The 26,135-nt window shown below is 40.0% G+C and carries 12 protein-coding genes and 1 tRNA gene; 9 read left to right on the top strand and 4 right to left on the bottom strand.

Annotation, left to right across the window (positions count from 1 at the left end; translation table 11 throughout):
- The first annotated feature begins 114 nt into the window (after positions 1-114).
- Positions 115-591: a protein-export chaperone SecB gene (secB, locus tag ME5_RS02785; RefSeq protein WP_008038186.1), complete on the top strand. Its 477-nt coding sequence runs from the start codon at positions 115-117 to the stop codon at positions 589-591.
- A gap of 504 nt (positions 592-1,095) precedes the next feature.
- Here secB and rpsA read toward each other — a convergent pair.
- The 3 genes from rpsA to aroA form a co-directional block, all read right to left on the bottom strand.
- A complete protein-coding gene (rpsA, locus tag ME5_RS02780) occupies positions 1,096-2,796 on the bottom strand; it encodes a 30S ribosomal protein S1 (protein ID WP_008038185.1) in 1,701 nt (566 codons plus the stop codon).
- 249 nt (positions 2,797-3,045) lie between these two features.
- Positions 3,046-3,693: a (d)CMP kinase gene (gene cmk / locus ME5_RS02775; protein ID WP_008038184.1), complete on the bottom strand. Its 648-nt coding sequence runs from the start codon at positions 3,691-3,693 to the stop codon at positions 3,046-3,048.
- Positions 3,690-5,018: a 3-phosphoshikimate 1-carboxyvinyltransferase gene (gene aroA, locus ME5_RS02770; protein WP_008038183.1), complete on the bottom strand. Its 1,329-nt coding sequence runs from the start codon at positions 5,016-5,018 to the stop codon at positions 3,690-3,692. The genes cmk and aroA overlap by 4 nt, the downstream gene beginning before the upstream one ends.
- 290 nt (positions 5,019-5,308) lie before the next feature.
- On the opposite strand from aroA, the gene ME5_RS02765 reads away from it, so the two are divergent.
- The 6 genes from ME5_RS02765 to ME5_RS02740 all read left to right on the top strand — a co-directional run bounded on the left by ME5_RS02765 (position 5,309) and on the right by ME5_RS02740 (position 11,766).
- A complete protein-coding gene (locus ME5_RS02765; RefSeq protein ID WP_008038182.1) occupies positions 5,309-5,692 on the top strand; it encodes a TIGR02300 family protein in 384 nt (127 codons plus the stop codon).
- 131 nt (positions 5,693-5,823) lie between these two features.
- A tRNA-Ala gene (locus tag ME5_RS02760) sits at positions 5,824-5,899 on the top strand.
- 374 nt (positions 5,900-6,273) lie between these two features.
- Positions 6,274-6,909: a 5,6-dimethylbenzimidazole synthase gene (gene bluB, locus ME5_RS02755; protein WP_008038181.1), complete on the top strand. Its 636-nt coding sequence runs from the start codon at positions 6,274-6,276 to the stop codon at positions 6,907-6,909.
- Positions 6,910-7,050: 141 nt separating this feature from the next.
- Positions 7,051-8,889, top strand: a complete 1,839-nt coding sequence (ilvD, locus tag ME5_RS02750) for a dihydroxy-acid dehydratase (RefSeq protein ID WP_008038180.1) — start codon at positions 7,051-7,053, stop codon at positions 8,887-8,889.
- Positions 8,890-9,040: 151 nt separating this feature from the next.
- Entirely contained in the window at positions 9,041-10,597 is a 1,557-nt protein-coding gene (locus tag ME5_RS02745) for an AMP-binding protein (protein WP_008038179.1), read from the top strand.
- The gene (locus ME5_RS02740; RefSeq protein ID WP_008038178.1) at positions 10,594-11,766 is read left to right on the top strand and encodes a thiolase family protein; all 1,173 of its coding nucleotides are present in this window, start codon (positions 10,594-10,596) and stop codon (positions 11,764-11,766) included. Before ME5_RS02745 ends, ME5_RS02740 begins: the two co-directional genes overlap by 4 nt.
- A 122-nt stretch (positions 11,767-11,888) precedes the next feature.
- Here ME5_RS02740 and mutS read toward each other — a convergent pair whose 3' ends face one another.
- The gene (gene mutS / locus ME5_RS02735) at positions 11,889-14,624 is read right to left on the bottom strand and encodes a DNA mismatch repair protein MutS (RefSeq protein WP_008038177.1); all 2,736 of its coding nucleotides are present in this window, start codon (positions 14,622-14,624) and stop codon (positions 11,889-11,891) included.
- Positions 14,625-14,887: 263 nt separating this feature from the next.
- Here mutS and ME5_RS02730 point away from each other — a divergent pair, with 263 nt between their 5' ends.
- Together ME5_RS02730 and ME5_RS02725 are read left to right on the top strand one after the other, a co-directional pair.
- Positions 14,888-17,173 carry an NADP-dependent malic enzyme gene (locus tag ME5_RS02730; RefSeq protein WP_008038176.1) on the top strand — a complete coding sequence of 762 codons (2,286 nt, stop codon included), beginning with the start codon at positions 14,888-14,890 and terminating at the stop codon, positions 17,171-17,173.
- Positions 17,174-17,552: 379 nt separating this feature from the next.
- Entirely contained in the window at positions 17,553-26,108 is an 8,556-nt protein-coding gene (locus tag ME5_RS02725; protein WP_008038175.1) for a glycoside hydrolase family 94 protein, read from the top strand.
- Positions 26,109-26,135: the final 27 nt, after the last annotated feature.

Raw genomic sequence — 26,135 nt, 5'->3', positions numbered from 1 at the left:
GGAAAAGAAGAAAACACGTTCAGCTTTTCTTGCAAGATGAGGCACAACATGATAGCCAAGACTATCTTTAAACCCTGATGGTGAAGCTATCAATTATAAAAGAAGGTTTTTCAAATGGCCGAAGGTGACGCAAACAATAAAGGCGAAGCGCCAGTTTTTACAGTCTTAACGCAATATCTTAAAGATTTTTCGTTCGAAAGCCCTAATGCACCAGACGCTTTGCGTCCTCGTGACAAGGCGCCAGAAATTGATATAGGCATTAATGTTAATGCCGATCCCATCGGCGATGATAACTACAATGTCGTTTTAAGCCTTTCTGCTAAAGCTGGTGAAGGCAAAGATATGTTATTCAATGTTGAACTCGTTTATGGCGGTGTCTTTCGAGTTAAAAATATTCCACAAGAACATTTGATGCCGCTTGTCTTTATTGAATGCCCAAGACTTTTGTTCCCATTTGCGCGCCAAATTGTTACTGAAGCTACGCGTAATGGTGGATTTCCACCTTTGATGATTGACCCAATCGATTTCGCAGGTCTTTTTCAAAAACGTATTGCTGAAGAACAAGCTAAGGCGCAGAGCAAACCTTCTTAATCGTCAATTTTTAATAGTGAACCATTCCCAACATATTTTGGGGATGGTTTTATTTTATCATACATAAAAATAAACATTAGGTATAAATTTATATTATATATAGTTTTAAATTTATTTTTAAAAAATTAAATAATACAATAAATATCATACCAATTTATATTAAAATAAAAAACTTATATAAATATACTTATAGTACATATATTATTTGTAAATTTTACCTTTTATATTGATGATAGTTTAAAATTTATCAGTCAATCATCACAATAATACTGACATGCATAGTCATATAGAACCTATTAATATTATTTTTTACATACACATATGCTTCTTCAATATTTTCTCTCATTGCTGCGTGAGATGACATTTTGTCTGGTTTCATCTTTATGTGAGTGAATATACGCGAGGCAATTTAGAAAAAATTAGTAATAAAAAACCCGCCATTCAAAGCGGGTTTAAATTATTATGTATTACTATAAAAGTGGCTATTGAAATTGTACTTTATTTTTAGTCATCGCCTTGTTTTTTCAAAGCGGCACCAAGAATATCACCAAGCGACGCGCCTGAATCTGTTGAGCCATATTGAGCTACCGCTTCTTTTTCTTCAGCAATTTCAAGTGCTTTGATGGAAACGGAAAGTTTGCGTGTTTTTTTATCAAAGCTCAATACACGCGCATCAACTTTCTGACCAACGGTAAAGCGTTCAGGACGTTGTTCATCGCGATCACGTGAAAGATCTGTACGACGAATAGTGGTTTCAATGTCATGATCAATCAATTTAACATCAACACCATTTTCATTAATGCCTGTTACCTCACATGTTACAACTGCACCTTTACGTAAATCGCCAGAAGCAGCTGCCTCTCCAACTTTATCGCCTGCAAGCTGTTTAATACCAAGAGAAATACGCTCTTTTTCAACGTCTACATCAAGAACAATGGCTTTAACCATATCACCTTTATTGTAGTCATCAATCACCTGCTCACCAGGACGATTCCAGTCAAGATCAGACAAGTGAACCATACCGTCAACATCACCTTCAAGTCCGATAAATAAACCAAACTCGGTTTTATTTTTCACTTCACCTTCAACTTGTGAATTGACAGGGAACTTATCTGCAAAGGCAGTCCAAGGATTTTCTAATGTTTGTTTTAGTCCAAGAGAAATACGGCGTTTTGAAGGATCGACTTCAAGCACGACCACTTCGACTTCTTGAGATGTTGAAAGAATTTTTCCAGGGTGAACATTTTTCTTCGTCCAGCTCATTTCTGAAACATGGATCAAACCTTCAATACCGGGTTCAATTTCAACAAAAGCTCCGTAATCGGTAATATTGGTAACAGCTCCAGTGATTTTTTTGCCGATTGGATATTTAGTACCAATACCATCCCATGGATCATTTTCAAGCTGTTTCATGCCTAAGGAAATACGATGGGTATCTTGATTGATGCGAACAATCTGAACTTTTACCGTTTGACCAATTGTCAAAATTTCTGAAGGATGATTCACGCGACGCCAAGCCATATCCGTCACATGCAACAAACCATCAATACCGCCAAGATCAACAAAAGCACCATAATCTGTGATGTTTTTAACAACACCATCAACAATTTGATTTTCTTCAAGATTTTGGACAATTTCTGAACGCTGCTCTGCACGGCTTTCTTCAAGTACTGTGCGACGTGATACCACAATATTGCCACGGCGACGGTCCATTTTTAAAATTTCGAATGGCTGTGGATTATGCATCAAAGGTGTGACATCGCGAATAGGACGAATATCCACTTGCGAGCGCGGCAAAAATGCAACTGCACCATCAAGATCAACTGTAAAGCCGCCTTTGACCTGACTGAAAATTACGCCATCAACGCGTTCACCTGCATTGAATTTTTCTTCCAAACGAACCCAGCTTTCTTCGCGACGTGCTTTTTCGCGCGATAAGACGGCTTCACCCATGGCATTTTCAATGCGTTCAACATAAACTTCGACTTCATCACCCGGGTTTAATGAACCATCTTTGCCCTTGGCACCAAATTCTTTTAAAGGAATACGACCTTCTACTTTTAAACCAGCATCAATGATCGCCATATCTTTTTCAATTGCTATGATGCGGCCTTTTACAACAGAACCTTCAGCCAAATCATTTGTTTGAAAGGATTCTGCCAAAAGGGCTTCAAAATCCGCTGTTGTGGGATTATATTGTGACATAGAAACTCCTAAAACGTGCCGTTATATATAGACACATGCGCCAGGTTGGTGTTAAAACAATGTGCTTTCCACCTCCTACATTTCAGCAGGCATTTTTTGGCGCAAAGGCAGAAAAAACACAAATTTTTAATATTATCAATCAGCCGTTCAGCGCTTAACAGTTCAATTTTGTTAAAAGCTGTTGCTTATTCCAAATGCCAATTCTTTTTGCCATTATGAAAGCCGCTAAGCATTTCGATAATTATGGTGTTATATTTCGCAAACTACGTGATAGAGTGGATCAATCAATAAGCAAGCGTCTTCAAACACTGCCTCTATACTTAATTTTGTTGTATCAAGCAAGTGCGCATCATCAGCAGGCTTTAATGGCCCTTCGATTCTATTCATATCCCGCTCATCGCGTTTTTTTAAATCTGCTAAAATATTGTCATAATTGGCTTGGAAACCTTTTGATCGTAACTCTTTATAACGACGCTGAGCTCTGATTTCAGCAGATGCACTGATGTATAATTTTACATTGGCATCGGGACAAACCACGGTCCCAATATCGCGACCATCAAGAACAACACCGTCATTGCTTTGAGCAAATTGACGTTGTAAGTGCACTAATGTTTGCCGTAATTTTTTAAAAACCGCAATCTTTGAGGCCACTTCCCCAATTTTATGATCGGATAAATGCGTCCGATCAAGTGCAGAAAAATCAAGATGATGCGCTATTTCTACCAAAGATTCTTCATCATCCAATGCGATATTTTCTCTCATCAGCACATCGGCAACCGCGCGATATGTTAAACCTGTATCAAGATAGCGAAAATGATAATGATCCGCAATTTTTCGTGCCAAAGTGCCTTTTCCAGATGCAGCGGGTCCATCAATTGCAATGACAAATGTGCTCATTGTATGTTTGCCCCTAATTGAACCATTACATCAATAAATTCAGGAAAACTTGTAGCAATCATGCGTTTGTCGTCAATTTTCACAGGCTTACCGCTACCAAGACCAAAAACAAGAAAACTCATCGCAATACGGTGATCAAGATGAGTGATAACCGTACCACCTCCCAATATTTTTCTATCTTTTGCGCCTGTAACCGTTAAAAAATCATCCCCTTCTTTGCAGGACACCCCATTTATTTTCAAACCTTGCGCTACAGCTGAAAGACGATCAGACTCCTTAACACGCAATTCCTCCAGACCCTCCATATGTGTGTCACCTTCAGCAAAAGCAGCAGCAACAGCTAAAATTGGATATTCATCAATCATAGATGGCGCACGTTCTTTAGGAACTGTTACCCCTTTTAATTGTGATGAGCGCACACGAATATCGGCAACATCCTCACCACCTGTTTGTCGCTGATTGATAAAATGAATATCTGCTCCCATCTCTAGCAATGTGTCGATTAAACCTATCCGTGTTGGATTTAATAGAACATTTTCAATGGTTATATCTGAATCTTCAACAATAAGAGCCGCAACAAGAGCAAAAGCTGCCGATGAGGGATCTCCTGGAACGTCAATAATTTGTCCTATCAGTTGTCCTTGACCTTGCAAATGGATATGACGCACACCGTTTTTATCTGTCTCTATCTCTAAAGCCGCACCAAATCCAACAAGCATTTTTTCTGTATGATCGCGTGTCATGATAGGTTCTATGACTGTTGTAATACCTGGTGTATTTAAACCAGCAAGCAGCACGGCTGATTTTACTTGAGCAGAAGCCATTGGAACGCGATAAGATATTGGAGAAGCCATATGAGGGCCTTTTAAAGTCAAGGGCAGACGATCCCCTTCACAGGCTTCAACTTGAACACCCATTAATCTTAATGGATCAAGAATACGCCCCATTGGGCGCTTTGACAAAGATGCATCGCCAATAAAACTGGTTTTCATAGCATAGGTACCAACTAAACCCATTGTTAAGCGTGAGCCTGTTCCCGCATTACCAAAATCTAAAGGGTTTTGTGCTTCCAACAAACAGCCATTTCCTGTTCCATGAATGATCCAAACATTACCCTCTTTCGCAATTTTAGCACCCATTGCTTGCATGGCTTTGCCTGTATGGATAACATCGTCCCCTTCAAGCAAACCAGTAATGCGCGTTACCCCACTTGCCAAACCACCAAACATAAAAGCACGATGGGATATGGATTTATCACCAGGAATACGAACATGTCCTTTAAGTCCTTCAGATTTTTCTGCAATAGCGGTTATTAGTTTTTGCATGACACCCTAATTTTATCATTCATTATAAAAATCAAGAGTGGTTTAGCATACAGAATTGTTTACGTCATGAGAAAATACGCGTAAAATTTGCGCTTTATCTTTGACAAATGAGTCATTTTGCGCTTAAGCACCACAAACGATTTTTTAATGTAACCATTTCGCATTTTCATTTGCAATTAGAACACGGTTCTGCTTTGAAAATGTACTGCATAAGGCAAACGGCTTATTTTCTTTTTTAAGCATAAGTTTATAAGAAGAAAATAGCTCGATCAACTAAAGAGGCACGGTCCATGGCAAAACCTGAACTTGGAACCAAACGTATAGATCCAGAAACAGGCAAAAAATTTTACGATCTTAATCGCGATCCTGTTATTTCGCCCTATACGGGCATTTCGTATCCACGCTCTTATTTTGAAGCTTCTGCTGAGGCTAAGGGTGAAGAAGAGGAAGTGGAAGCAGAAGAGCTCGATACCGCATTAGAAAAACCTGAATTCATTTCTCTCGAAGATGCCGATGATGAGACAAAAGGCAATGATGACCTTCCTGATCTTGGCGACGATGATATTGATCTTGGTGATGATGGTGATGATGCCTTTTTGCCAGATGATGATGACGATGAAAATGACGATGTCAACGACATACTTGGCGGCGGTATTTCTAACGACGACGAATAAGAACAAATAAAAGGAAGAATTTGTATTCCATTTATCAAAGAGTACAAATTCTTCTTGATCTTCCTCTTTGCAAGCTTTAAGAAACCTAAAAGTTTGCTTAAAGTTTTTTGACCAAATCATTTTATGAATTTGGGGCTATAGCTCAGCTGGGAGAGCGCTTGCATGGCATGCAAGAGGTCAGCGGTTCGATCCCGCTTAGCTCCACCATTTTTCTATCTTCTTAAAATTTAAGTCACTTCTTTTGACAATGACGCTCAATGAAACATTGCTCATATTGAATAAATAGCGGTTTTAGTTTTTTTCTCAAATGTACAAACCATCTACAAAAGTCATATTGTCGTTATAGCATTGACCATGCTTGTCATGCGCGTTTATGTCTATTAATTCACTTAATTTTAATAGAAAGATCAGTCATATATTTAAAAAGAGACATCAAATGTTCATAACTGTTGCCCGCCTTTAAAAAATTATCAAGATCAAATCCTTAAACTAAAATTATAAAGCACTTACAATCTTTAAAAGGATCAAAATTTACAAATAATGACCAAAATTGTAATGATCTGTTAGCGAATCTCTTGAATATGAGTGACGATATTTATGCTCTAATAAAAAAACGGCGTGATGTTCGCGATGAGTTTTTACCAAAGTCGATCGATGAGACAACCTTAATGCGTCTTTTAGATGCGGCTCATCATGCCCCTTCTGTTGGCTTTCAACAACCTTGGAATTTTATCCTTATCCGTGATGTAAAACGAAAAAAAAATGTTCAAAACATCTTTAAAAAGGCACAACTTCAAGAAGCAACTCTTTTTAAAGATAAAAAACAACAACTTTATCAATCACTAAAACTAGAAGGAATTGTGAAAGCACCGCTTAATATTGTTATCACCTGTGAAAATAAACGGGATGGCGCAAGTGGACTTGGACGCTATCATAATCCGCAAATGTCAGCCTATAGCTGCGCCTGTGCTGTGCAAAATCTCATGCTTGCAGCACGATATGAAAATATTGGTGTGGGCTGGGTATCAATCTATTGTGAAAGTGAATTACGCGCTCTTTTAAAGATCCCCGAATCAATTACTATTATTGCTTATCTTTGTTTGGGCTATGTTAGCCATTTTTACGATAAACCTGAATTGGAAGAAAAAGGCTGGCGGCGACGCATGCCTCTCAATGACGTGATTTTTCAGGAAGAATGGTTGAAATATAAGCAATAATATTACGAAAAATATTTATTATATATAATATTATAACAAAGATATCAGCCAATTCTGATAAGAAAAAATACAATCGTCTTGCCTTTAACTGTGAATTGGCGCAAAACATAATAAAATTTAGATTACTTCAAGGAAATAACAATGCCCCCTTATCGCTCAAGAACCTCTACCCATGGTCGCAACATGGCAGGTGCACGCGGCTTATGGCGCGCTACAGGCATGAAAGACAGCGATTTTGGAAAGCCAATTATCGCTATTGCCAATTCATTTACCCAATTTGTTCCCGGTCATGTCCATCTTAAAGATATGGGGCAATTGGTTGCTTTAGAAGTTGCCAATGCTGGTGGTGTAGCAAAGGAATTTAACACTATTGCTGTTGATGATGGTATTGCCATGGGTCATGATGGTATGCTCTATTCTTTACCATCGCGTGAAATTATTGCCGACTCTGTAGAATATATGGTTAATGCACACTGTGCAGATGCTTTGGTGTGCATTTCCAACTGCGATAAAATTACGCCAGGAATGCTCATGGCTTCTTTAAGGTTGAATATTCCAACCATTTTTGTATCTGGCGGTCCAATGGAAGCAGGCAAAATCACTTGGAAAGACAAAGACATTTCTGTTGATCTTGTTGATGCGATGGTTGCTGCGGCTGATGATAATAATAGTGATGCTGAAATTAGCGCAATGGAACGTTCTGCATGTCCAACATGTGGGTCATGTTCAGGTATGTTTACAGCAAATTCGATGAATTGTCTGACAGAAGCTTTAGGACTATCATTGCCTGGCAACGGTTCTGCACTTGCAACCCATTCTGATCGCCGCCGCCTTTTTGAAGAGGCTGGACATCGTATTGTTGAACTTGCCAAACGCTATTATCAAAATGATGACGAAACTATATTGCCTCGTAATATTGCCTCACTGAAAGCGTTTGAAAATGCTATGACCCTTGATATTTCAATGGGCGGCTCGACCAATACAGTCCTTCACCTTCTTGCTGCGGCACAAGAGGGCGATATTGATTTTACGATGGCTGATATTGATCGTTTGTCACGCAATGTTCCTGTTTTATGTAAAGTTGCTCCAGCTATTGCCAATATACACATGGAAAATGTCCATCGTGCAGGAGGAATTATGGCCATATTGGGCGAACTTGATCGCGCAGGTCTCATTGATAATTCAACCTATACAGTGCATGAAAAGACATTGAAAGATGCCTTGCGCAAATGGGATGTAAAACAAACTAATGATCCAACAATTCATGAGTTTTATCGTGCAGCACCTGGTGGTGTTCCAACCCAAACGGCTTTCAGTCAATCCAAACGTTATGAAACGGTGGATCTTGACCGTGAAAAAGGTGTCATTCGCGCAAAGAATCATGCTTACTCGCAAGATGGTGGTTTAGCTGTTCTTTATGGTAATTTAGCCGAAGATGGATGCATTGTTAAAACCGCGGGTGTTGATGAATCAATCTTAACATTTAAAGGACCCGCACGCATATTTGAGAGTCAAGATTCTTCAGTATTGGCAATTTTAAACGGCAAAATAAAACCTGGAGACATTGTACTTATCCGTTATGAAGGTCCCCGTGGGGGACCGGGCATGCAAGAAATGTTGTACCCAACCAGCTATTTAAAATCAAAAGGATTAGGAAAAGACTGTGCATTAATTACTGATGGTCGTTTTTCAGGCGGATCATCAGGGCTATCCATTGGGCATATTTCTCCAGAAGCCGCTGAAGGAGGCACTATCGGTCTGGTAAAAGAAGGCGATATAATTGAGATTGATATTCCAAACAGAAAAATTCATCTTGTAGTTGATGATAGTGAAATTGCCCATCGCCGTGAAAAAATGGAAGAAAAAGGCAAAGATGCATGGCAACCTGAAGAAGTGCGTAAGCGTAAAGTTTCTAAAGCACTGAAAGCTTACGCTACGATGACGACATCGGCTGCAAAAGGTGCAGTGCGCCAAATTTAAAATTTAAAAAAAATATTATTTATATCTTACAAACAGCTTTACTTTGATATTTAAAGTGAAGCTGTTTTTATTTTATAAAGTTTTTATGTCATCATAAAAAAGTTTTCAAAACGATTATTTTAAAAGATTGATAATTTTATAGGAAAGATTGATGCCGATTATTGATGCTGTGCAAAAACATGCACACAATATGCCGCAAAAGCTTTGTTTCAATATTGATGGGCAGAGTATGAATTATGCGACACTTTTTAATCGCGCTTCGCGCTTTCGCCAAGCCCTCAAAACACTGAAACGCCAAAATTGTGAATGTCACGGCTTAAGTGAAGAAGGTCGTCTTGTCTTGGCAATCTTGCCCAATCATTTTCACTTTGCAGAAATTTTTACAGGGGCATCAGCCTCACCTCATTGCATTGCACTTTTATCAACACAAACACCAAAAATACAAATGCGTGAAGTTTTAACACGTCTCAAACCAGATCTTGTCATTTGTGAAAAAGATCATACTCAAATTGCCAGTCTTGCTCTTGAGAAGGCACATAATGTCCTTTTCCTTGATGAAACTAATCATCCTAATCATTCTTACGAACGTTTTTTAGAAAATCAATATGATGACAAGTGTATCGAAAACTTGCCTGATCATCCTTTTTTTATTGGCTTTACATCAGGCACAACAGGAATGCCAAAAGCGTTTATCAGAACTCGTAATAGCTGGCGTTACTCTTTGCAAAGAGGACAGGATGTGTTTAATCTTAAAAAGCAACAAAATTGCTTAGCACCAGGGCCACTGGTTCACGGAGTCAGCCTTTATGCGATGGCAGAAGCTTTTTTTATGGGACAAAGATTTTATAGTACTCAAAAATTCAAGCCAAAGAATATTGCAAAGCTTTTAACAAATTGTGACCGCTTTATTGGTGTACCGACAATGTTGTCGCTCCTCAGCAATGCTTCAGAATTAAAAAAAACTGTCTTTCCACGTTTAAGCCAATTCATGAGTGGTGCTGCAAAATTTGATAAAGACCATTTTAAACAGGCAAAAAAATTTTTTCCAAATGCCAAAATTCTTCAATATTATGGGGCATCAGAATTAAGTTTTGTTTCAATCAATACTTTGACTGAAGAAAAACTATCCCGAAATACGTCTATGTCATCCGTTGGCAAGCCTTTTCCAGGCGTAAAAATTACAATCCGCGATGATAAAAATATTTTATGTCCCAATGGGACAATCGGAACAATCTTTGTTGATAGTGACTTGGTTGCTTCGCACTATTTATGGGGTGATACACACCAATCATTTAGAAAAATAGCTGAGGGAGCAAGTGTTGGTGATCTTGGTATGCTTGATAATGAGGATAACCTTCATATCTTAGGACGACAAGGTACAATGATGATCTCTGCAGGGAATAATATTTATTTTTCTGAAATAGAAGATGCCATCAAACAAATTGACGACATTCATGACGTCATCGCTTTTGGGCAAAAAGATGCACTCTATGGGGAAAAACTGGTTATCGTCATTTCATTAAAGACGGATAAATCTTATAGTGCGAACGAGATTCATACGGCATGCCGTGCCTTTTTACCACAATATAAATGGCCGAAAGATATTTACCAAATTTCTCAATGGCCAATGACTTGGAGTGATAAAATCGCGCGTGAGCAAGTAAAACAACTGGTCGAAAAAAATTCGAAGGTCCTACGAAAACTATGAAAAATGAAGCTCATCAAGCTGTTATCATTGCGGCTCTTCGCACGCCAATTGCGCGTGCTTATGGGGGACTTGCCATGGTTGACGTTGAATATCTTGCTGCCACGTTGATAAAATCTCTTTTAGAACGCACCAATGTGAATGAGAATGATATTGACGATGTTATTATAGGCAATGCTGCTGGTGGTGGAGGAAACCTCGCCCGTCTTGCCGCTCTTAGTGCTGGTTTACCCTTTCATGTAGCTGGTCAAACAGTTGATCGCCAATGTGGATCAGGGCTTGAAGCCATCATTCAAGCATGTCGGCTTATTGAGGCAGGAGCAGGTTCTTTTTATTTGGCAGGTGGCGCAGAAAGTATCAGTACCGCTCCTTGGCGTATAAAACGCCCAAAAAGACTGAGCGATACACCAGAATTTTATAAAAGAGCGCGTTTTTCACCTGATGAAATTGGTGATCCTGACATGGGGATAGCCGCAGAAAATATTGCACAAAAATTTGAAATTTCGCGCGCAAGGCAAGATGCGTTTGCCTTACAAAGTCACGAAAGAGCAATGAAAGCGTTAAAAAATCATATTTTTGAAGACGAAATCATACCAGTCCAAACATCGCTTGGTCTTATTCAAAAAGATGAATCTATAAGAGAAGGACTTTCCTTTTCAACACTCTCACGCTTAAAACCTGTTTTTTGCCAAAGTGGTACTGTAACAGCAGGTAATGCTTGTCCACTCAATGATGGAGCCGCCATGGCATTAGTGACATCACAACAAAAAGCACGTGAAGTGGGCGCAAAGCATGTTTTAAGCTTTATCGATAGTGCCGTGGCAGGTGTTGATCCAAATTTTCTTGGTATTGGCCCTGTAGCTTCCACTCAAAAACTTTTTAAAAGACAAGCTTCGCTCAAGCTAAGGGATCTAACCATCATAGAATTTAATGAGGCATTTGCTGTACAAGTTCTGGCAAGTCTTGATCAATTAAATCTTGACTCTTCTATGGTTAATCAACATGGAGGGGCGATTGCACTTGGTCATCCTTTTGGTGCGTCAGGCGCTATTTTGGTCACACGTTTGTTGGCACAGATGAAAGATCTGTCTGATGCCTCTTTAGGTTTAGCAACAATGGGAATTGGTGGCGGCATGGGGCTATCAGCATTGTTCAAACCCATGCACCTTTAAAACCATATTCCAAAGAATGACCCAGCATTAAAATCAGTTCAAAACGTAAAACTATTTTATTGAGTTAAGTACATCCTTTTTTTATTTTTTGCGATAACACGATAAACGATACTTCTTTTTATCTATGCAACACTAAGCATTTTAAGACGATAAAGTTCTTCTAAAGCTTGTTTAGGTGTCAATTCATCTGGATTAACGGCTCTTAAGGCGGCATCAATTTTTGATATCTGAGAATTATGATTCTTTGTACTTTGCGATAATGTTACCGAAAAAAGTGGCAAATCATCGATCAATTTGTGCCCTTTTCCAGCCATTTCTCCTTCTTCCAATTGATGAAGAACATTTTTTGCGCGCATCACCACTGCATCAGGAAGTCCTGCTAGTTTGGCCACTTGCACACCGTAAGAACGGTCAGCCGCTCCTTTCCCCACTTCATGGAGAAAAATGACATCTCCATTCCATTCCTTGACTTTCATCGTTACATTTTCAAGACGTTCTAATTTTTCAACCAAAGATGTCATTTCGTGAAAATGCGTTGCAAAAATTGCACGACAGTGATTAACTTCATGAAGATATTCGGCAGCCGCCCAAGCAATAGAAAGACCATCAAATGTTGATGTTCCGCGCCCAATCTCATCCAATATCACCATTGACCGTTCACCCGCTTGGTTAAGAATTGTTGCCGTTTCTACCATCTCAACCATAAATGTTGAGCGACCGCGCGCCAAATCATCAGAGGCGCCAACACGACTAAACAGTCGATCAACCACACCTATATGAGCTGATCCAGCAGGCACGAAAGACCCCATCTGTGCCATGATAGCAATCAGCGCATTTTGGCGTAAAAAAGTTGATTTTCCACCCATATTTGGCCCAGTCAGCAGCCAAATAGCACCATAATCACCCTCTTTTTGTGGCGAAAGACAACAATCATTTACCACAAAAGGATCCGCCGCCTGTTTGCGCAATGCCTGTTCCACAACGGGATGACGACCTGCAACAATCTGAAAGGATAAAGACTGGTCAATTTTTGGACGGCAATAGCCCTGTTCTTCTGCAAGTCGTGCAAGGGCTATAGAGACATCTAAAAGAGCCAAAGCCTGTGCTGCTTTTCTGATAAAATCAGCTTTGGCAACAATTTCTTCAACGATAGTGTCAAAAAGTGTGAGCTCAATCGCTAAAGCACGTTCAGCAGAATTGGCAATGCGGCTTTCAAGTTCCGCCAGTTCTGTTGTAGTAAAACGCATGGCATTTGCCATCGTTTGGCGATGAATAAAACGTGCTTTTGCTTCATTACTGTTACATAAAGCACCCGCCTGCAAGGCCGTGACCTCTATAAAATAGCCTAAAATATTATTATGCTTGATTTTTAAGGCTTTAACACCCGTTTCTTCACAATATCGCAATTGCAATTGCGCAATAATGCGGCGGGATTCATCACGAAGCCCCCTTAATTCATCCAGTTCTTGATGATAATGCGAACGAACAAAACCACCCTCACGTTTTAAAAGCGGCAAATCATCATCTAATAATCGATCTAAGTGATCATAAAGCGCAACAGGCAAGGTTTGTAATATTTTTTGTGCGTCTCTTAGTTCCTGTGGCAAAAGACATGTTTCTAAAAGGGCATTGATTTCACCAATAATTTCAAAACCACGCTGAATAGCCGCCAGATCACGCGGCCCCCCACGACCAAGTGCAAGACGCGACAATGCACGAGCCATATCGGGGCCACCTTTTAAAGACGTGCGAACCGCATCTGCCAAAAGAGTTTCATTAAGAAAAAAAGCAACAGAATTAAGCCGTTCATCAATATTTGCTGAAACCGTCAATGGTGCCATGAGCCGCTCACTCAAAAGACGCGCTCCATTACCTGTCACCGTTCGATCAATAGCTTTTATCAAACTTCCCTCACGCTGACCGGACAATGTGCGCGCAAGCTCTAAATTGATGCGCGTTGCAGGATCGATAAAAAGTGTCGTATTCGTATTTTCATGCTCAGGACGCATAAGAGCAGGACGTTCTTTAATTTGTGTCTTTTCAATATATCGTATGGTTGCTGAAATGGCGGCAATTTCACTGCGATTAAAATCACCAATGCCGTCAATCGTTGACAGATTATAATAATCACAAATTGCTCGCTCTGCCATTGTACTTTCAAAAAGACTGTCGGGTTGTGGCACAATGAGACGCCCTAAAACATCAATAAGCGCTTTTATGTCTTTATCATGATAAACACATTCTGCTACAATGAGTTCTTTAGGATCAATGCGCATGATATCTGCCAAAACACGATCATTATCTGTTTGAGCAACACGAAAAATACCTGTCGATATATCAATCCAAGCAAGTGCAAATTGATCCTGATCATCTCTTTTCAAACGTGATAACGTCATCAAATAATTTGCGCTTGCAGGATCAAGCAACTTATCCTCAGTTAAGGTACCAGGTGTTACCAATCGCACAACATCGCGACGCACAACGGATTTAGGTCCACGTTTTTTGGCTTCTTGTGGATCTTCTGTTTGTTCACAAATTGCAACACGATACCCAAGGGAAATTAATTTTTGCAAATAATCATCCGCGGCATGAACAGGCACACCACACATTGGAATATCTTCACCTAAATGTTTTCCTCGTTTTGTCAGCGCTATTCCTAAAGCTTGTGAAGCTTCTTGTGCATCATCAAAAAACAATTCATAAAAATCACCCATGCGATAAAATAACATCGAATCGCTATACACCGCTTTGATTTCGATATATTGTTCCATCATAGGCGTTAAACGTTCTTTACGTTCATTGCTTAGACTTGCATCTTGTTCAAAATTAATATTTAAGTTTGTCTGTTCGTTTTTCAATTTTTCTCACCACACTATTGGTCTTTCACATTGAAAGTATTGCAAACAAATTTAATGAAGTAGTATTGTCTATCCATATCAATCTTATGTCAGTTTTTAAGTTTACTTTATTAAAAATCATCATTATCCATCAAACATATGTAAAAACTTAACCGTTCTAAATCATCACAATGATTGAAAGAACGCAAATCAAAACTTCTCATTGCACACAGCTACCTGAATAAAATATCATCATCTTCGACCATAGATAGAAATGAAAGAAAATGCATAAAAATAATATGTCAGAAAAATCTCTTAACAGTAATTTGGAACAAGAAGCACTTGATTTTCATGCACGTGGAAGGCCGGGTAAATTAGAAATTATACCGACAAAGCCTATGGACACACAGCATGATTTATCACTGGCATATTCACCAGGTGTTGCTGTGCCTGTAAAGGCGATCGCCGACGATCCCTCTGCAGCCTATGATTATACAGCTAAAGGCAACCTTGTCGCCGTTATTTCTAATGGCACAGCTATTTTAGGGCTAGGGAATCTTGGCCCATTAGCATCAAAACCCGTTATGGAGGGCAAGTCCGTCTTATTTAAACGATTTGCCGACATTGATTCTATTGATCTTGAAATTGATACGTACAATGTTGACGAATTTATCAATGCCGTCCGTTATCTTGGTCCTTCATTTGGTGGCATTAACCTGGAAGATATTAAAGCCCCAGATTGCTTCATTATTGAGAGCCGTTTGCGCGAACTTATGAATATTCCTGTTTTTCATGATGACCAACATGGCACGGCAATCATTGCAACGGCTGGTCTTATCAATGCCCTTTACCTTACCAATCGTGACATGCAAAACACCCGACTTGTTTGCAATGGCGCTGGATCAGCAGGTATTGCGTGTATAGAACTTATTAAAGCCATGGGCTTCAATCCACATAATGTCACTTTATGTGACACCAAAGGTGTCGTTTACGAAGGCCGTGAAGAGGGAATGAACCAATGGAAAACTGCTCATGCTGTTAAAACAGATAAAAGAACTCTAGCAGAAGCTCTGGATGGAGCAGATGTATTTTTTGGTGTTTCCGCTAAAGGCGCGCTTACTGCGGATATGGTTAAATCCATGGCAAAAGATCCCATTATTTTTGCTATGGCAAACCCTGATCCAGAAATCACACCAGAAGAAGTTGCTCATATACGTAACGATGTCATTATGGCTACGGGACGTTCTGATTATCCTAATCAGATCAATAATGTTTTATGTTTTCCTTACATCTTTCGAGGAGCGCTTGATGTACGCGCCTCAACTATCAATGAAGACATGAAAATTGCTGCAGCAACAGCCATTGCAGAGCTTGCGCGTGAAGAAGTACCTGATGACGTTGCTGAAGCCTATCATTCTAGCCAATTAAAATTTGGTAAAAACTATATTATTCCTGTTCCATTTGATTCACGCTTGCTTTCAGCCATTCCAACCGCTGTTGCCAAGGCTGCAATGGATAGCGGTGTCGCAGGAAAACCAATTGAAAATCTGCAAGCCTACGAACGAGATCTGAAAGCACGGCGTGATCCTATGGCAGCAACAATGCGTGGTGTTTATAACCGCGTGATTGAAAATCCCAAACGCATTGTTTTTGCCGAGGGGGAAGAAGAGCAAGTTATGCGTGCGGCGGTGTCCTTTGTGCACCAAAAGTTAGGTAAAGCAATTCTTATTGGTCGTGAAGATCAAATTGAAAAGACCGCACGGGCAGCTGGTATTGATTTAAAACGTGAAAATATCAGTCTTGTGAATGCACGCTTGAGTGAACATAAAGATACTTATGCAGATTATCTTTATAAAAAATTGCAACGTAAGGGTTGGCTTTCGCGAGACTGTCATCGCGCTATTAATAATGATCGCAATTATTTTGCCGCATGTATGGTCGCGCTTGGCCATGCTGATGCCATGATTACTGGTGTCACACGCAATTATGAAACAGCGCTTGCGGATATTCGCCAAGTTATTGATGTTAAAAACGATGAAAACGTGATCGGCATCACTATTGCTACTTGTCGTGGGCGGACAGTCTTTATCGCCGATTGCGCAATCCACGAACATCCCGATGCGCAAACACTCGCCAAAATAAGTGAACAGGCCGCAAAATTTGCTCAAACTATGGGTTATACGCCGAATGTGGCGCTCCTTGCTTTTTCAACCTTTGGCCACATGAAAGGCGAAGGCGCACATCGTATTCAAGAAGCAGTTAATATTTTAAAAGAAAGCCATGTGGATTTTGCTTTTGATGGTGAAATAAGCGCCGATGTTGCTCTTAATCCAAAACTCATGCAACAATATCCATTTATGGGACTTAAAGAAGCGGCCAATGTTCTTGTGATGCCAGGCTATCATTCTGCATCAATTGCTAGCAAAATGTTACAAGAATTAGGTGGAGCGACGCTTATTGGTCCTATTTTAATCGGTCTTGAAAAATCTGTTCAAATTGTTCCGCTTGACGCACGTGACGCGGATATCGTAACAATGGCAGCCTTTAGTGCTTATAATGCTAAATCTTAATAACAAGATATCAAACACTTTCAAAAGCCGCGGCGAAACCGTGGCTTTTTTATTGATCTCTTAAGAAAGATCAACACAATCGAAATTATAAAGGTAATCCATCGGATTGATCAAAAGGTGCAATAACACTTTTCAATGCGTTATGCTCTTTATCAATCAGCTGAAAATTGACATTTAAATTCATAGGAGAAATTTTTATAATTTTTTTCTACGAGATTCTCAAGACCATGATACATTATAGGCGTGTAATAGCTTGTAATATAATGTGTTCGTCAATCGCTATATCCATCTTAAAAATGTCGATTTAATCGGTCCAATATAAACTATGACATATGTCACAAAGATATGTTTCATTAAAACGAAAATAAGGATAGAATAAATGGCTGAAACGGCGTCAAAGATTCAATGGCTTTTTTCTCAATCCACTGATGTATCTTTTATACCTAAAGCCTCTCCACCCATTTGCGCGCAATTGAAATCACAAGATGAATTACGACAATTGGGTCATGAAATGGCATCTGTGCAAGGCGTTGATTTACCTGAATATGTCATATTTGATTTTGCAAAACGGCTTAAAGAAAATGCAAAACTTATTCTTCACGCTTTTCGTGCGACAGATGCAGCTGCTCGCAATAATGAAACCATAACACCTGCCGCTCAATGGCTTTTAGACAATCACTATACAATTGATAAAAATATCCAACAAGTAAAACGTGATTTTCCAAAAGCTTTTGTAAAACAACTACCGCTCTATAAAGACATGGATCAACTTCCCCGCATTTTTGCTTTTGCGTGGGCTTATGTTGCCTATAATGACAGTCAATTTTCTCTCGACACTCTAACCGCTATGGTCGAAGGTTTTCAAAAAGATACCAATCTTCAAATTGGTGAATTATGGGCACTTCCCTCGGCTATTCGTCTTATTCTAATTGAAAATGCCCGCCGCCTTTCTTTGTTGATTGAAAGAGGACGCAGAATGCGTCACTTTGCCAATCAAATTGCTGATAAAATCACACACAATCAAAATAAAGATAGCTTAATAAAGTTATTATCATCTTATGAAAGGCTCACTGCTGATGCAACTTTTTCAACCCATTTGCTCTATCGTTTGCGTGGAGCATCAACGGATTCATCTTTTGCCTTAAATTGGTTGGATACTCAGTTAAAAAAACACCATCTTGATGATGAAACGATTACGACTAAGGAATATGCCAATCAAACATCAGGCAGTGTGAGTTTAAGCAATATTATTCGCTCTTTAAAAGCAATCGACGATATTGACTGGACGACATGGTTTGAAAGTGTCAGTCGTGTTGATGCGATGTTACGCGACCAAAGTGATTTTGCCGAAATTGATTTTCATTCGCGCAACGCCTATCGCGTGGTGATAGAAAAAATTGCACGTCGCTCACAATTGAGCGAAATTGACGTGACCCAAAAAGCGCTTAAAATGGCAAAAACTGCGCAACAAGACAATCAAACAACAAGTGCTTCAGTTGCGCGATATTTTATGGGTAACGGGCGCCCTGAATTTGAAGATGCGTGCGGCTATAAACGCCCCTTTAGCACCCGATTTATGCGTCGTTTCCGCGCGATGAAAATATGGAGCATTGCGCTTCCTGTGACGCTCTTAACGCTTGTTATTCTCAGCATTGTCTATCTGGTTTTTCATAATATAGATTTTAGCGTTTCGCAGTCTTTACTCTTTACAGCACTTGCACTTTTTCCAGCAATGGATGGTGCATTGGCATTATTTAACACTCTTATTGCATGGGGAGTGCCCGCAACACGATTAGTTGGCTATGAATATAAAGCAGGAATTCCTGACAGTGCAAAAACAATGGTTGTTGTTCCAACGATGATCACCTCACATGATGTGATTGATGAACAAATACACAATCTTGAGGTTCATTATCTGTCCAATCCACAAGGTGCTGTCTATTTTGCTCTCGCAACGGACTGGGCGGATTCAGACGAAGAAGAAACACCAAAAGATATCGAACTTTACAATTACGCGCAAAAAGGTATTGACGCACTCAACTGCCATTATCGTGGAGACAATCAACCTTTATTTTTCCTTTTGCATCGCCATCGTCTTTATAATGAAAGTGAAGACTGTTTTATGGGGTGGGAACGCAAAAGAGGCAAGCTGCATGAGCTTAATTTGCTTTTACGAGGCGATCAAGATACAAGCTTCTTCCCCCCTGATGCGCGACTTCCCAAAGACATTCGCTTTGTCATGACACTTGATTCCGACACACGATTAACACCTGGTTCGGTTACAAAATTGGTAGGCAAGCTAAACCATCCTTTAAATCGACCTGTGTTTGATTCAAAAACACAAACCATTACTCAAGGTTATGGCATTTTACAACCACGTGTTACACCATCACTGACTACGGGTGATGATGCTTCTTTTCTGCAACGTGTATTTTCTGTCAATCGGGGAATTGATCCTTATGTCTTTGCCGTATCAGACACTTATCAGGATTTGCTTGGTGAAGGAACGTTTACGGGCAAAGGACTCTATGACATTGATGCATTTCATAAAGCATTGGAAGGAAAGGTCGAAGAAAATGCGGTTTTAAGCCATGACCTTCTTGAAGGAGGGTATGCGCGCGCGGCCATGGTGAGTGATGTCGAAGTGGTTGAAGATTATCCAACAGCCTATAACGTTGATGTTGCTCGCCATCATCGTTGGATACGCGGTGACTGGCAATTGCTTCCCTATCTGTTATTTTCCAAAAATATAAGTCTGACAACGCGTTGGAAAATGCTTGATAATTTGAGGCGTTCACTCACACCTCTTTTTTGGATTATCGCGTCTTTGGTCGGTTGGTGCGTTCTATCGGTTGAACAAGCTCTTATTTGGCAAATTTTTCTTCTTCTATCTATCTTTACAGCGCCAACGCTTGGTATTTTGCGTAACATTATGCCAACAAGCATGGATAATTCACTAAAAGGCCATGCGCAATCCGTCGTAACAACAATAACAACAAGTACTGCTGATGTTATGCTAAGAGCGACATTTCTTGCTCATGCCGCTTATTTCACCACTGATGCTATTATAAGAACTCTTTACCGTTTATTGATTTCTCATCGCGATTTGCTTGAATGGAAAACATCGGCATCCACACGCTCAACACCCAATACTTTACGTTATTATATATTCACCATGTGGCCTGCCTCGGTTATTGGTCTTTTATGCTTGACGATGTCGATAAATCTAAACAGTTGGACTGCATTGATCGCACTTCCCTTTACACTCGCGTGGTTTTTTTCACCTTTCATAGCCTGGATAGTCAGCCGTTCTGCAGCCTATCATGATACTTTAAAAATTGACGCCGAGGACATCAATGAACTGCGATGCATTGCAAGACGGACTTGGGTATATTATGACCAATTTACCACTGAAGATAACAATTTTCTTCCTCCCGACAATTTTCAGGAAGATCCACAACCTGTTGTTGCAAAACGAACCTCTCCAACAAATATTGGTGTTTATCTGCTATCGATTGTCGCTGCACGCGATTTTGGCTGGATCAGTTTTGAAGATGCCATTATGCGAATTGAAAAAACATTAGAAAGTATTGAAAAATTAGAAAAATTTCGTGGACATCTTTACAATTGGTATGAAACGGACACTTTGAAACCAATGATGCCAACTTATGTCTCGACGGTTGATTCAGGCAATCTTGCCGGTCATCTTGTGACTCTTTCTTCTGCTTTAACACAATGGGCAGAAGCACCTTCAGTCTTTTTGCAAGGAGAGCTTAACGGACTTTTGGATGTTAATGCTATTTTAGAAGACACTTTAAACACTATACCTGATGATCGGCGTGTTTTGCGCCCTTTAAGGCAACGTATTCATGAATGTATCAAGAATTTTCGCCGCTTGGTGCAAACAACAATAAATGAACCAGAAAGTTCTTCTTTACGAACGGTCAATATTGGTCTTGCGGCTGAAAATATTTTACGATTAAGCCATGAGCTGGACAGCGAAATCAACAATCGTGAAACAAAATTGGTGGTTTCTTGGGCAAAAGAACTTATCAAAACCTGCAAAGCACATAATGATGATTCCATAAGTGCGCATGACACGCACGTTTTAAGACAAAGACTTGCAAGTCTTTCACAACAAGCTCGTCAATTTGCTTTTGATATGAAGTTTGATTTTCTCGAACGGCCTGAACGACGTCTTCTATCCATCGGCTATCGTGTACAAGAAGAAGAACTTGATGAAAGCTGTTATGATCTTCTCGCTTCTGAGGCACGTTTATCCAGCCTTTTTGCTATTGCGAAAGGTGATATCAAAGTTGAACATTGGTTCAGACTTGGGCGTTTATTAATAGCTGTGGGTTGGAAAGGTGCACTTTTATCTTGGTCTGGTTCTATGTTTGAATATTTAATGCCTCCACTAGTTATGCGTGAACCTTTAGGGTCTCTTCTTGACCAGACGAATCGCCTCATTGTTCGTCGTCAAATACAATACGCTCATGAACGTGGATTGCCATGGGGAATATCTGAGGCCGCCTTTAATGCTCGTGATCCCATGTTGAATTATCAATATTCTAATTTTGGTGTGCCTAGTCTTGGACTACAGCGTGGTCTTTCGCGTAATGCCGTAATCGCACCCTATGCAAGTCTTTTGGCCGCTCAATATGCACCAAAACAAGCCGTGGCCAATTTAAAGCGATTAAGAAAACTTGGGGCGCTTGGAGACTATGGCTATCATGATGCGGTCGATTTCACCCCTGCGCGGCTGCGCGAAGGTGAAAAATACGCTGTTATTCGCAACTATTATGCCCACCATCATGGCATGTCTATACTCGCTGTGAATAATGTGATTTTTGATGGACGCATGCGCGAACGTTTTCACAATGATCCAGTCATTGAAGCAACAGAACTTTTGTTACAAGAAAAAGCACCGCGTGAAATTCCAATGCTGCATGCTAAAACGACGAATCCTATGCGTAATGATAACGGTGGATTTGAAGATGCGCCTTTACGGATCATTAATGATCCGCTTATCAAGCCACGCGCCAGTGTGCTTTTATCTAATGGATCTTATCATACGCTTTTAACAGCCAATGGTTCTGGATATAGCCGCTGGAATGATTATGCTATTAGCCGTTTTCAGCCTGATAATAGCGAAGACCAACAAGGAAGTTTTCTCTTTTTACGTGATACAAAAACAGGACGCTGGTGGTCTGCAACTGCTGAACCAACACGAATTGCAGAAGCAGAAACCGTCAGTATATTTAGTGATGAAAAGGCTGAATATATCAAAACAGTCGATGGTATAAAATCAACAGTTGAATGCATTGTCGCTTCAGATGGTGATGGTGAGGGCCGACGCATAGAGCTTGTAAACACGACATCGAAAGACCGTCTTATTGAAATAACATCTTATGCAGAACTTGTTTTAACAACAGCTGAAACAGATGCCGCACACACAGCTTTCGCCCGTATGTTTGTTGAAACAGAAATTGCTGATAATGGAAGCACAATTTTTGCAAAAAGACGTAAAAGAGCTCCATCTGATCCTGATATTCATGTGAGCCATTTTGTTACGGATGGATCAGGGGCAATACGAAGTTGTGAAGCAGAAACAGATCGGCGTGTATTTATTGGTCGTGGACGGTCGATACGTAGACCAGCAGCTTTTGATCGTGACAGTGCTTTTCAAAACAGTGAAGGTTGTGTTTTAGATCCCATTGCATCGCTTCGTTGTCGCATTCGCGTTCCAGCGCATAAAAAAGCAGAATTAATTTTTTGGACATTTGCAGCGCAAGAACGTGAAAAACTGCACGTTTATATTGATCATTACCGCCAAGCCAATATGTTTGAGCGTGAATTTTCTATGTCTTGGACCCGCTCACAAGTTTCGCTCTATCAATTAAGCATTAAACCCAAAGAAGCCCAAATTTATCAAAAATTTGCAACATCGCTTATTTATCCAGATCGCTTATGGCGATTGCCTCCTGATTCTTTAGCTCAAAATCTGGGTAAACAGTCTGATCTATGGCCAATGGCAATCTCTGGTGATTTTCCAATTTTTCTGTTACGTGTTCATAATGAAACGGATCTTAATGTCCTGCGTGACCTATTAAAAGCACACGAATATTGGCGTATGCGTGGGTTAACGGTGGATCTTGTCATTTTGAATGAACGTGCGTTTTCTTATGCGCAAGATACACAACACGCCATTGAGTGGATGTGTGAAGGATACAAAAATCGCACGTCTGAAAAGGATGGTCGCGCGCATATTTTTACTCTTAGACAAGATCAAATGGATCAAGCAGGCTTCAATACATTGCTTGCAAGTGCGCGTATCGTCTTACATGCACAAAATGGCCCACTTTCAGAACAGCTTGAACGTGTAGAAACACAGCATCGCGCGATCCAAAAAGCGGATAGAAAGCACTCTGAAGATTTTGCCCATAAAATTGAAGACAAAACAGTATCAGTGCAAGGAAATGCTACTGCAATTGGTATTGTAGGTAACGCTTATAAAGCAGAATCAAACAATAATCATGCCGAACTTGCCTATTGGAATGGATATGGTGGTTTTGATAAGGATCATAGCTATGTTATCCATCTTCATGGTCAACAAACCACACCGCATCCGTGGATCAATGTGATTGCAAATGAGCATTTTGGTTTTCATGTTTCAGCCGAAGGTTCAGCCTTTACTTGGACAGGAAATAGTCGTGATTATCAGTTGACACCCTGGGCAAATGATCCTGTCGTAAACCGCCCAGGCGAAGCGCTTTATATTGTTGATCGCACCACATTAAAACGTTTTTCGCCAGTAAGTGCTGTTGAATGTGATGAAACGGCTTCTTATCAAACGCGCCATGGTTTGGGTTATTCAACCTTTACCTCGCAACATGAAAATTTACGTTTAAGTCTCACTCATACGATTGACCATGATAGGCCCGTGCGCATTTCACGCCTTATTATTGAAAACACAACGAACAAAAACCGTCGCTTGAGACTTTATAATTATGCCGAATGGGTTTTAGGAAACGTTCGGTCAAAAAATGTTCCCTTTATAATTTCACATTATGATAAAAAACGAGGGGCTATTTTTGTACGCAATCCTTACCATACTGAAAAATCTGATCAGGTGAGTTTCCTTGTCGCCTCTCAAATACCCTCTAGCATAACGGGGGATAGATCTGAATTTATCGGATCAACTGGCACTGTAAAACATCCTAATGCAATTAAAAAAGCAGACAATCTATCAAATCTTGTCGAAGCTGGGCAAGATCCTTGTGCGGCAATGGCCTATGATATTGATCTTCATCCAAATGAAATCAAAGAAATTTGTTTTTATATGGGAAGTGCTCAAACATTACATGCCAGCACAATCTTGCTTGATGATATTATTCAAGAAAGCTTTAATACTATACTCGAAAAACAAAAACAACGCTGGACCGATTTTATCGGCAAACTGCAAGTAAAAACGGTGGATCCCTCCTTTGATATTTTGGTCAATGGTTGGCTTCCTTATCAAGCATATGCCTGCCGTATCATGGCGCGTGCCGCATTTTATCAGGCAAGTGGTGCCTTTGGATTTCGTGATCAACTACAAGACAGTTTATCTCTACTTTTGCTCAAACCAGAACTTGCGCGCGCGCAATTAAAACAAGCCGCATCCAGACAATTTATAGAAGGGGATGTTCAACATTGGTGGCTTCCAAATACGGGAGCCGGCGTTCGCACGCTCATTTGTGATGATATTGCCTGGCTTGGTTATGGAACAGCACTTTATGTCCAAACAACAGGCGATGAGAAATTACTTGATGAGGATATCCCCTTTCTAGAAGGACCGCTTCTAGAAAAAGGGCAACATGATAATTTTTTTCAACCTAATGTTTCTGAAAAAACAGCATCTCTTTATGAACATTGTGCTTTAGCTCTTGATCTTGGTCTAAGTCGTATAGGTAAAAATGGTCTTCCTTTAATGCTTGGCGGTGACTGGAATGATGGAATGAATCTTGTTGGATTTGAAGGAAAAGGAGAAAGTGTATGGTTGGGTTGGTTTTTAGGTTCAGTTTTACAAGCCTTTATCCCTCTTGCTGAAAAACGAGGAGATCGCATTCGTACCAAAATCTGGCGCAGTCAATTGCAAAAACTGTCTCAAGCACTTGAAAAAAACGGATGGGATGGCGCATGGTATCGCCGAGGTTTTTATGACAATGGTCAGCCTTTGGGATCAAAAGAGAATGACGAATGTCAGATTGATACAATCGCTCAATCATGGAGTGTTTTGTCAAACATGGCTGATATCGAACGCCAAAAACAGGCTATGGCATCGATGCTTGATCATCTATCAGATAAAAAAAGCGGTCTCATTCGTCTTTTTTGGCCACCTTTTGATAAAACAAAACAAGAGCCCGGATATATTAAAGGTTATCCACCCGGTATTCGTGAAAATGGCGGACAATATACGCATGGAGCGATTTGGAGCATTCTTGCTTTGGCAAAACTTGGCAAAAATGATATGGCCTATGATGTATTCTCAATGATCAATCCAATCACTCATGGTCAAAACGCCGATATTTATCGTGTTGAACCTTATGTTATGGCTGCAGATATTTATTCAGTTGAAGAAAAATGTGGGCGAGGTGGTTGGACGTGGTATACTGGATCGGCAGGCTGGTTTTATCGTGCGGCAACGGAAACTATTTTGGGTATTCGCCGCTTTGGTAATTCCTTGCATTTTACACCTTGCATACCAACCCACTGGCCAGGCTTTGAAGCCACTTTAAAAATCGACGATGCGCTCTATTACATTACATTAGAGCGCGGCGAAGATGATAAATTGTTCATTGATGGGAAAGAAACCGACCATGTAATTATGCCTATTGAGTTAGAAAAATCAGGAAAGCACACACTTAAACGCATCATTAAAAAAACAGAATAAATGCTTTCATAATATTTGATTTTTGCA

This window comes from Bartonella tamiae Th239 (genome assembly GCF_000278275.1).
Classification (GTDB): Bacteria; Pseudomonadota; Alphaproteobacteria; order Rhizobiales; family Rhizobiaceae; genus Bartonella; species Bartonella tamiae.
The sequence above is the reverse complement of the archived record's forward strand: the minus strand, read 5'-3'. Positions and strand labels throughout refer to the sequence as shown.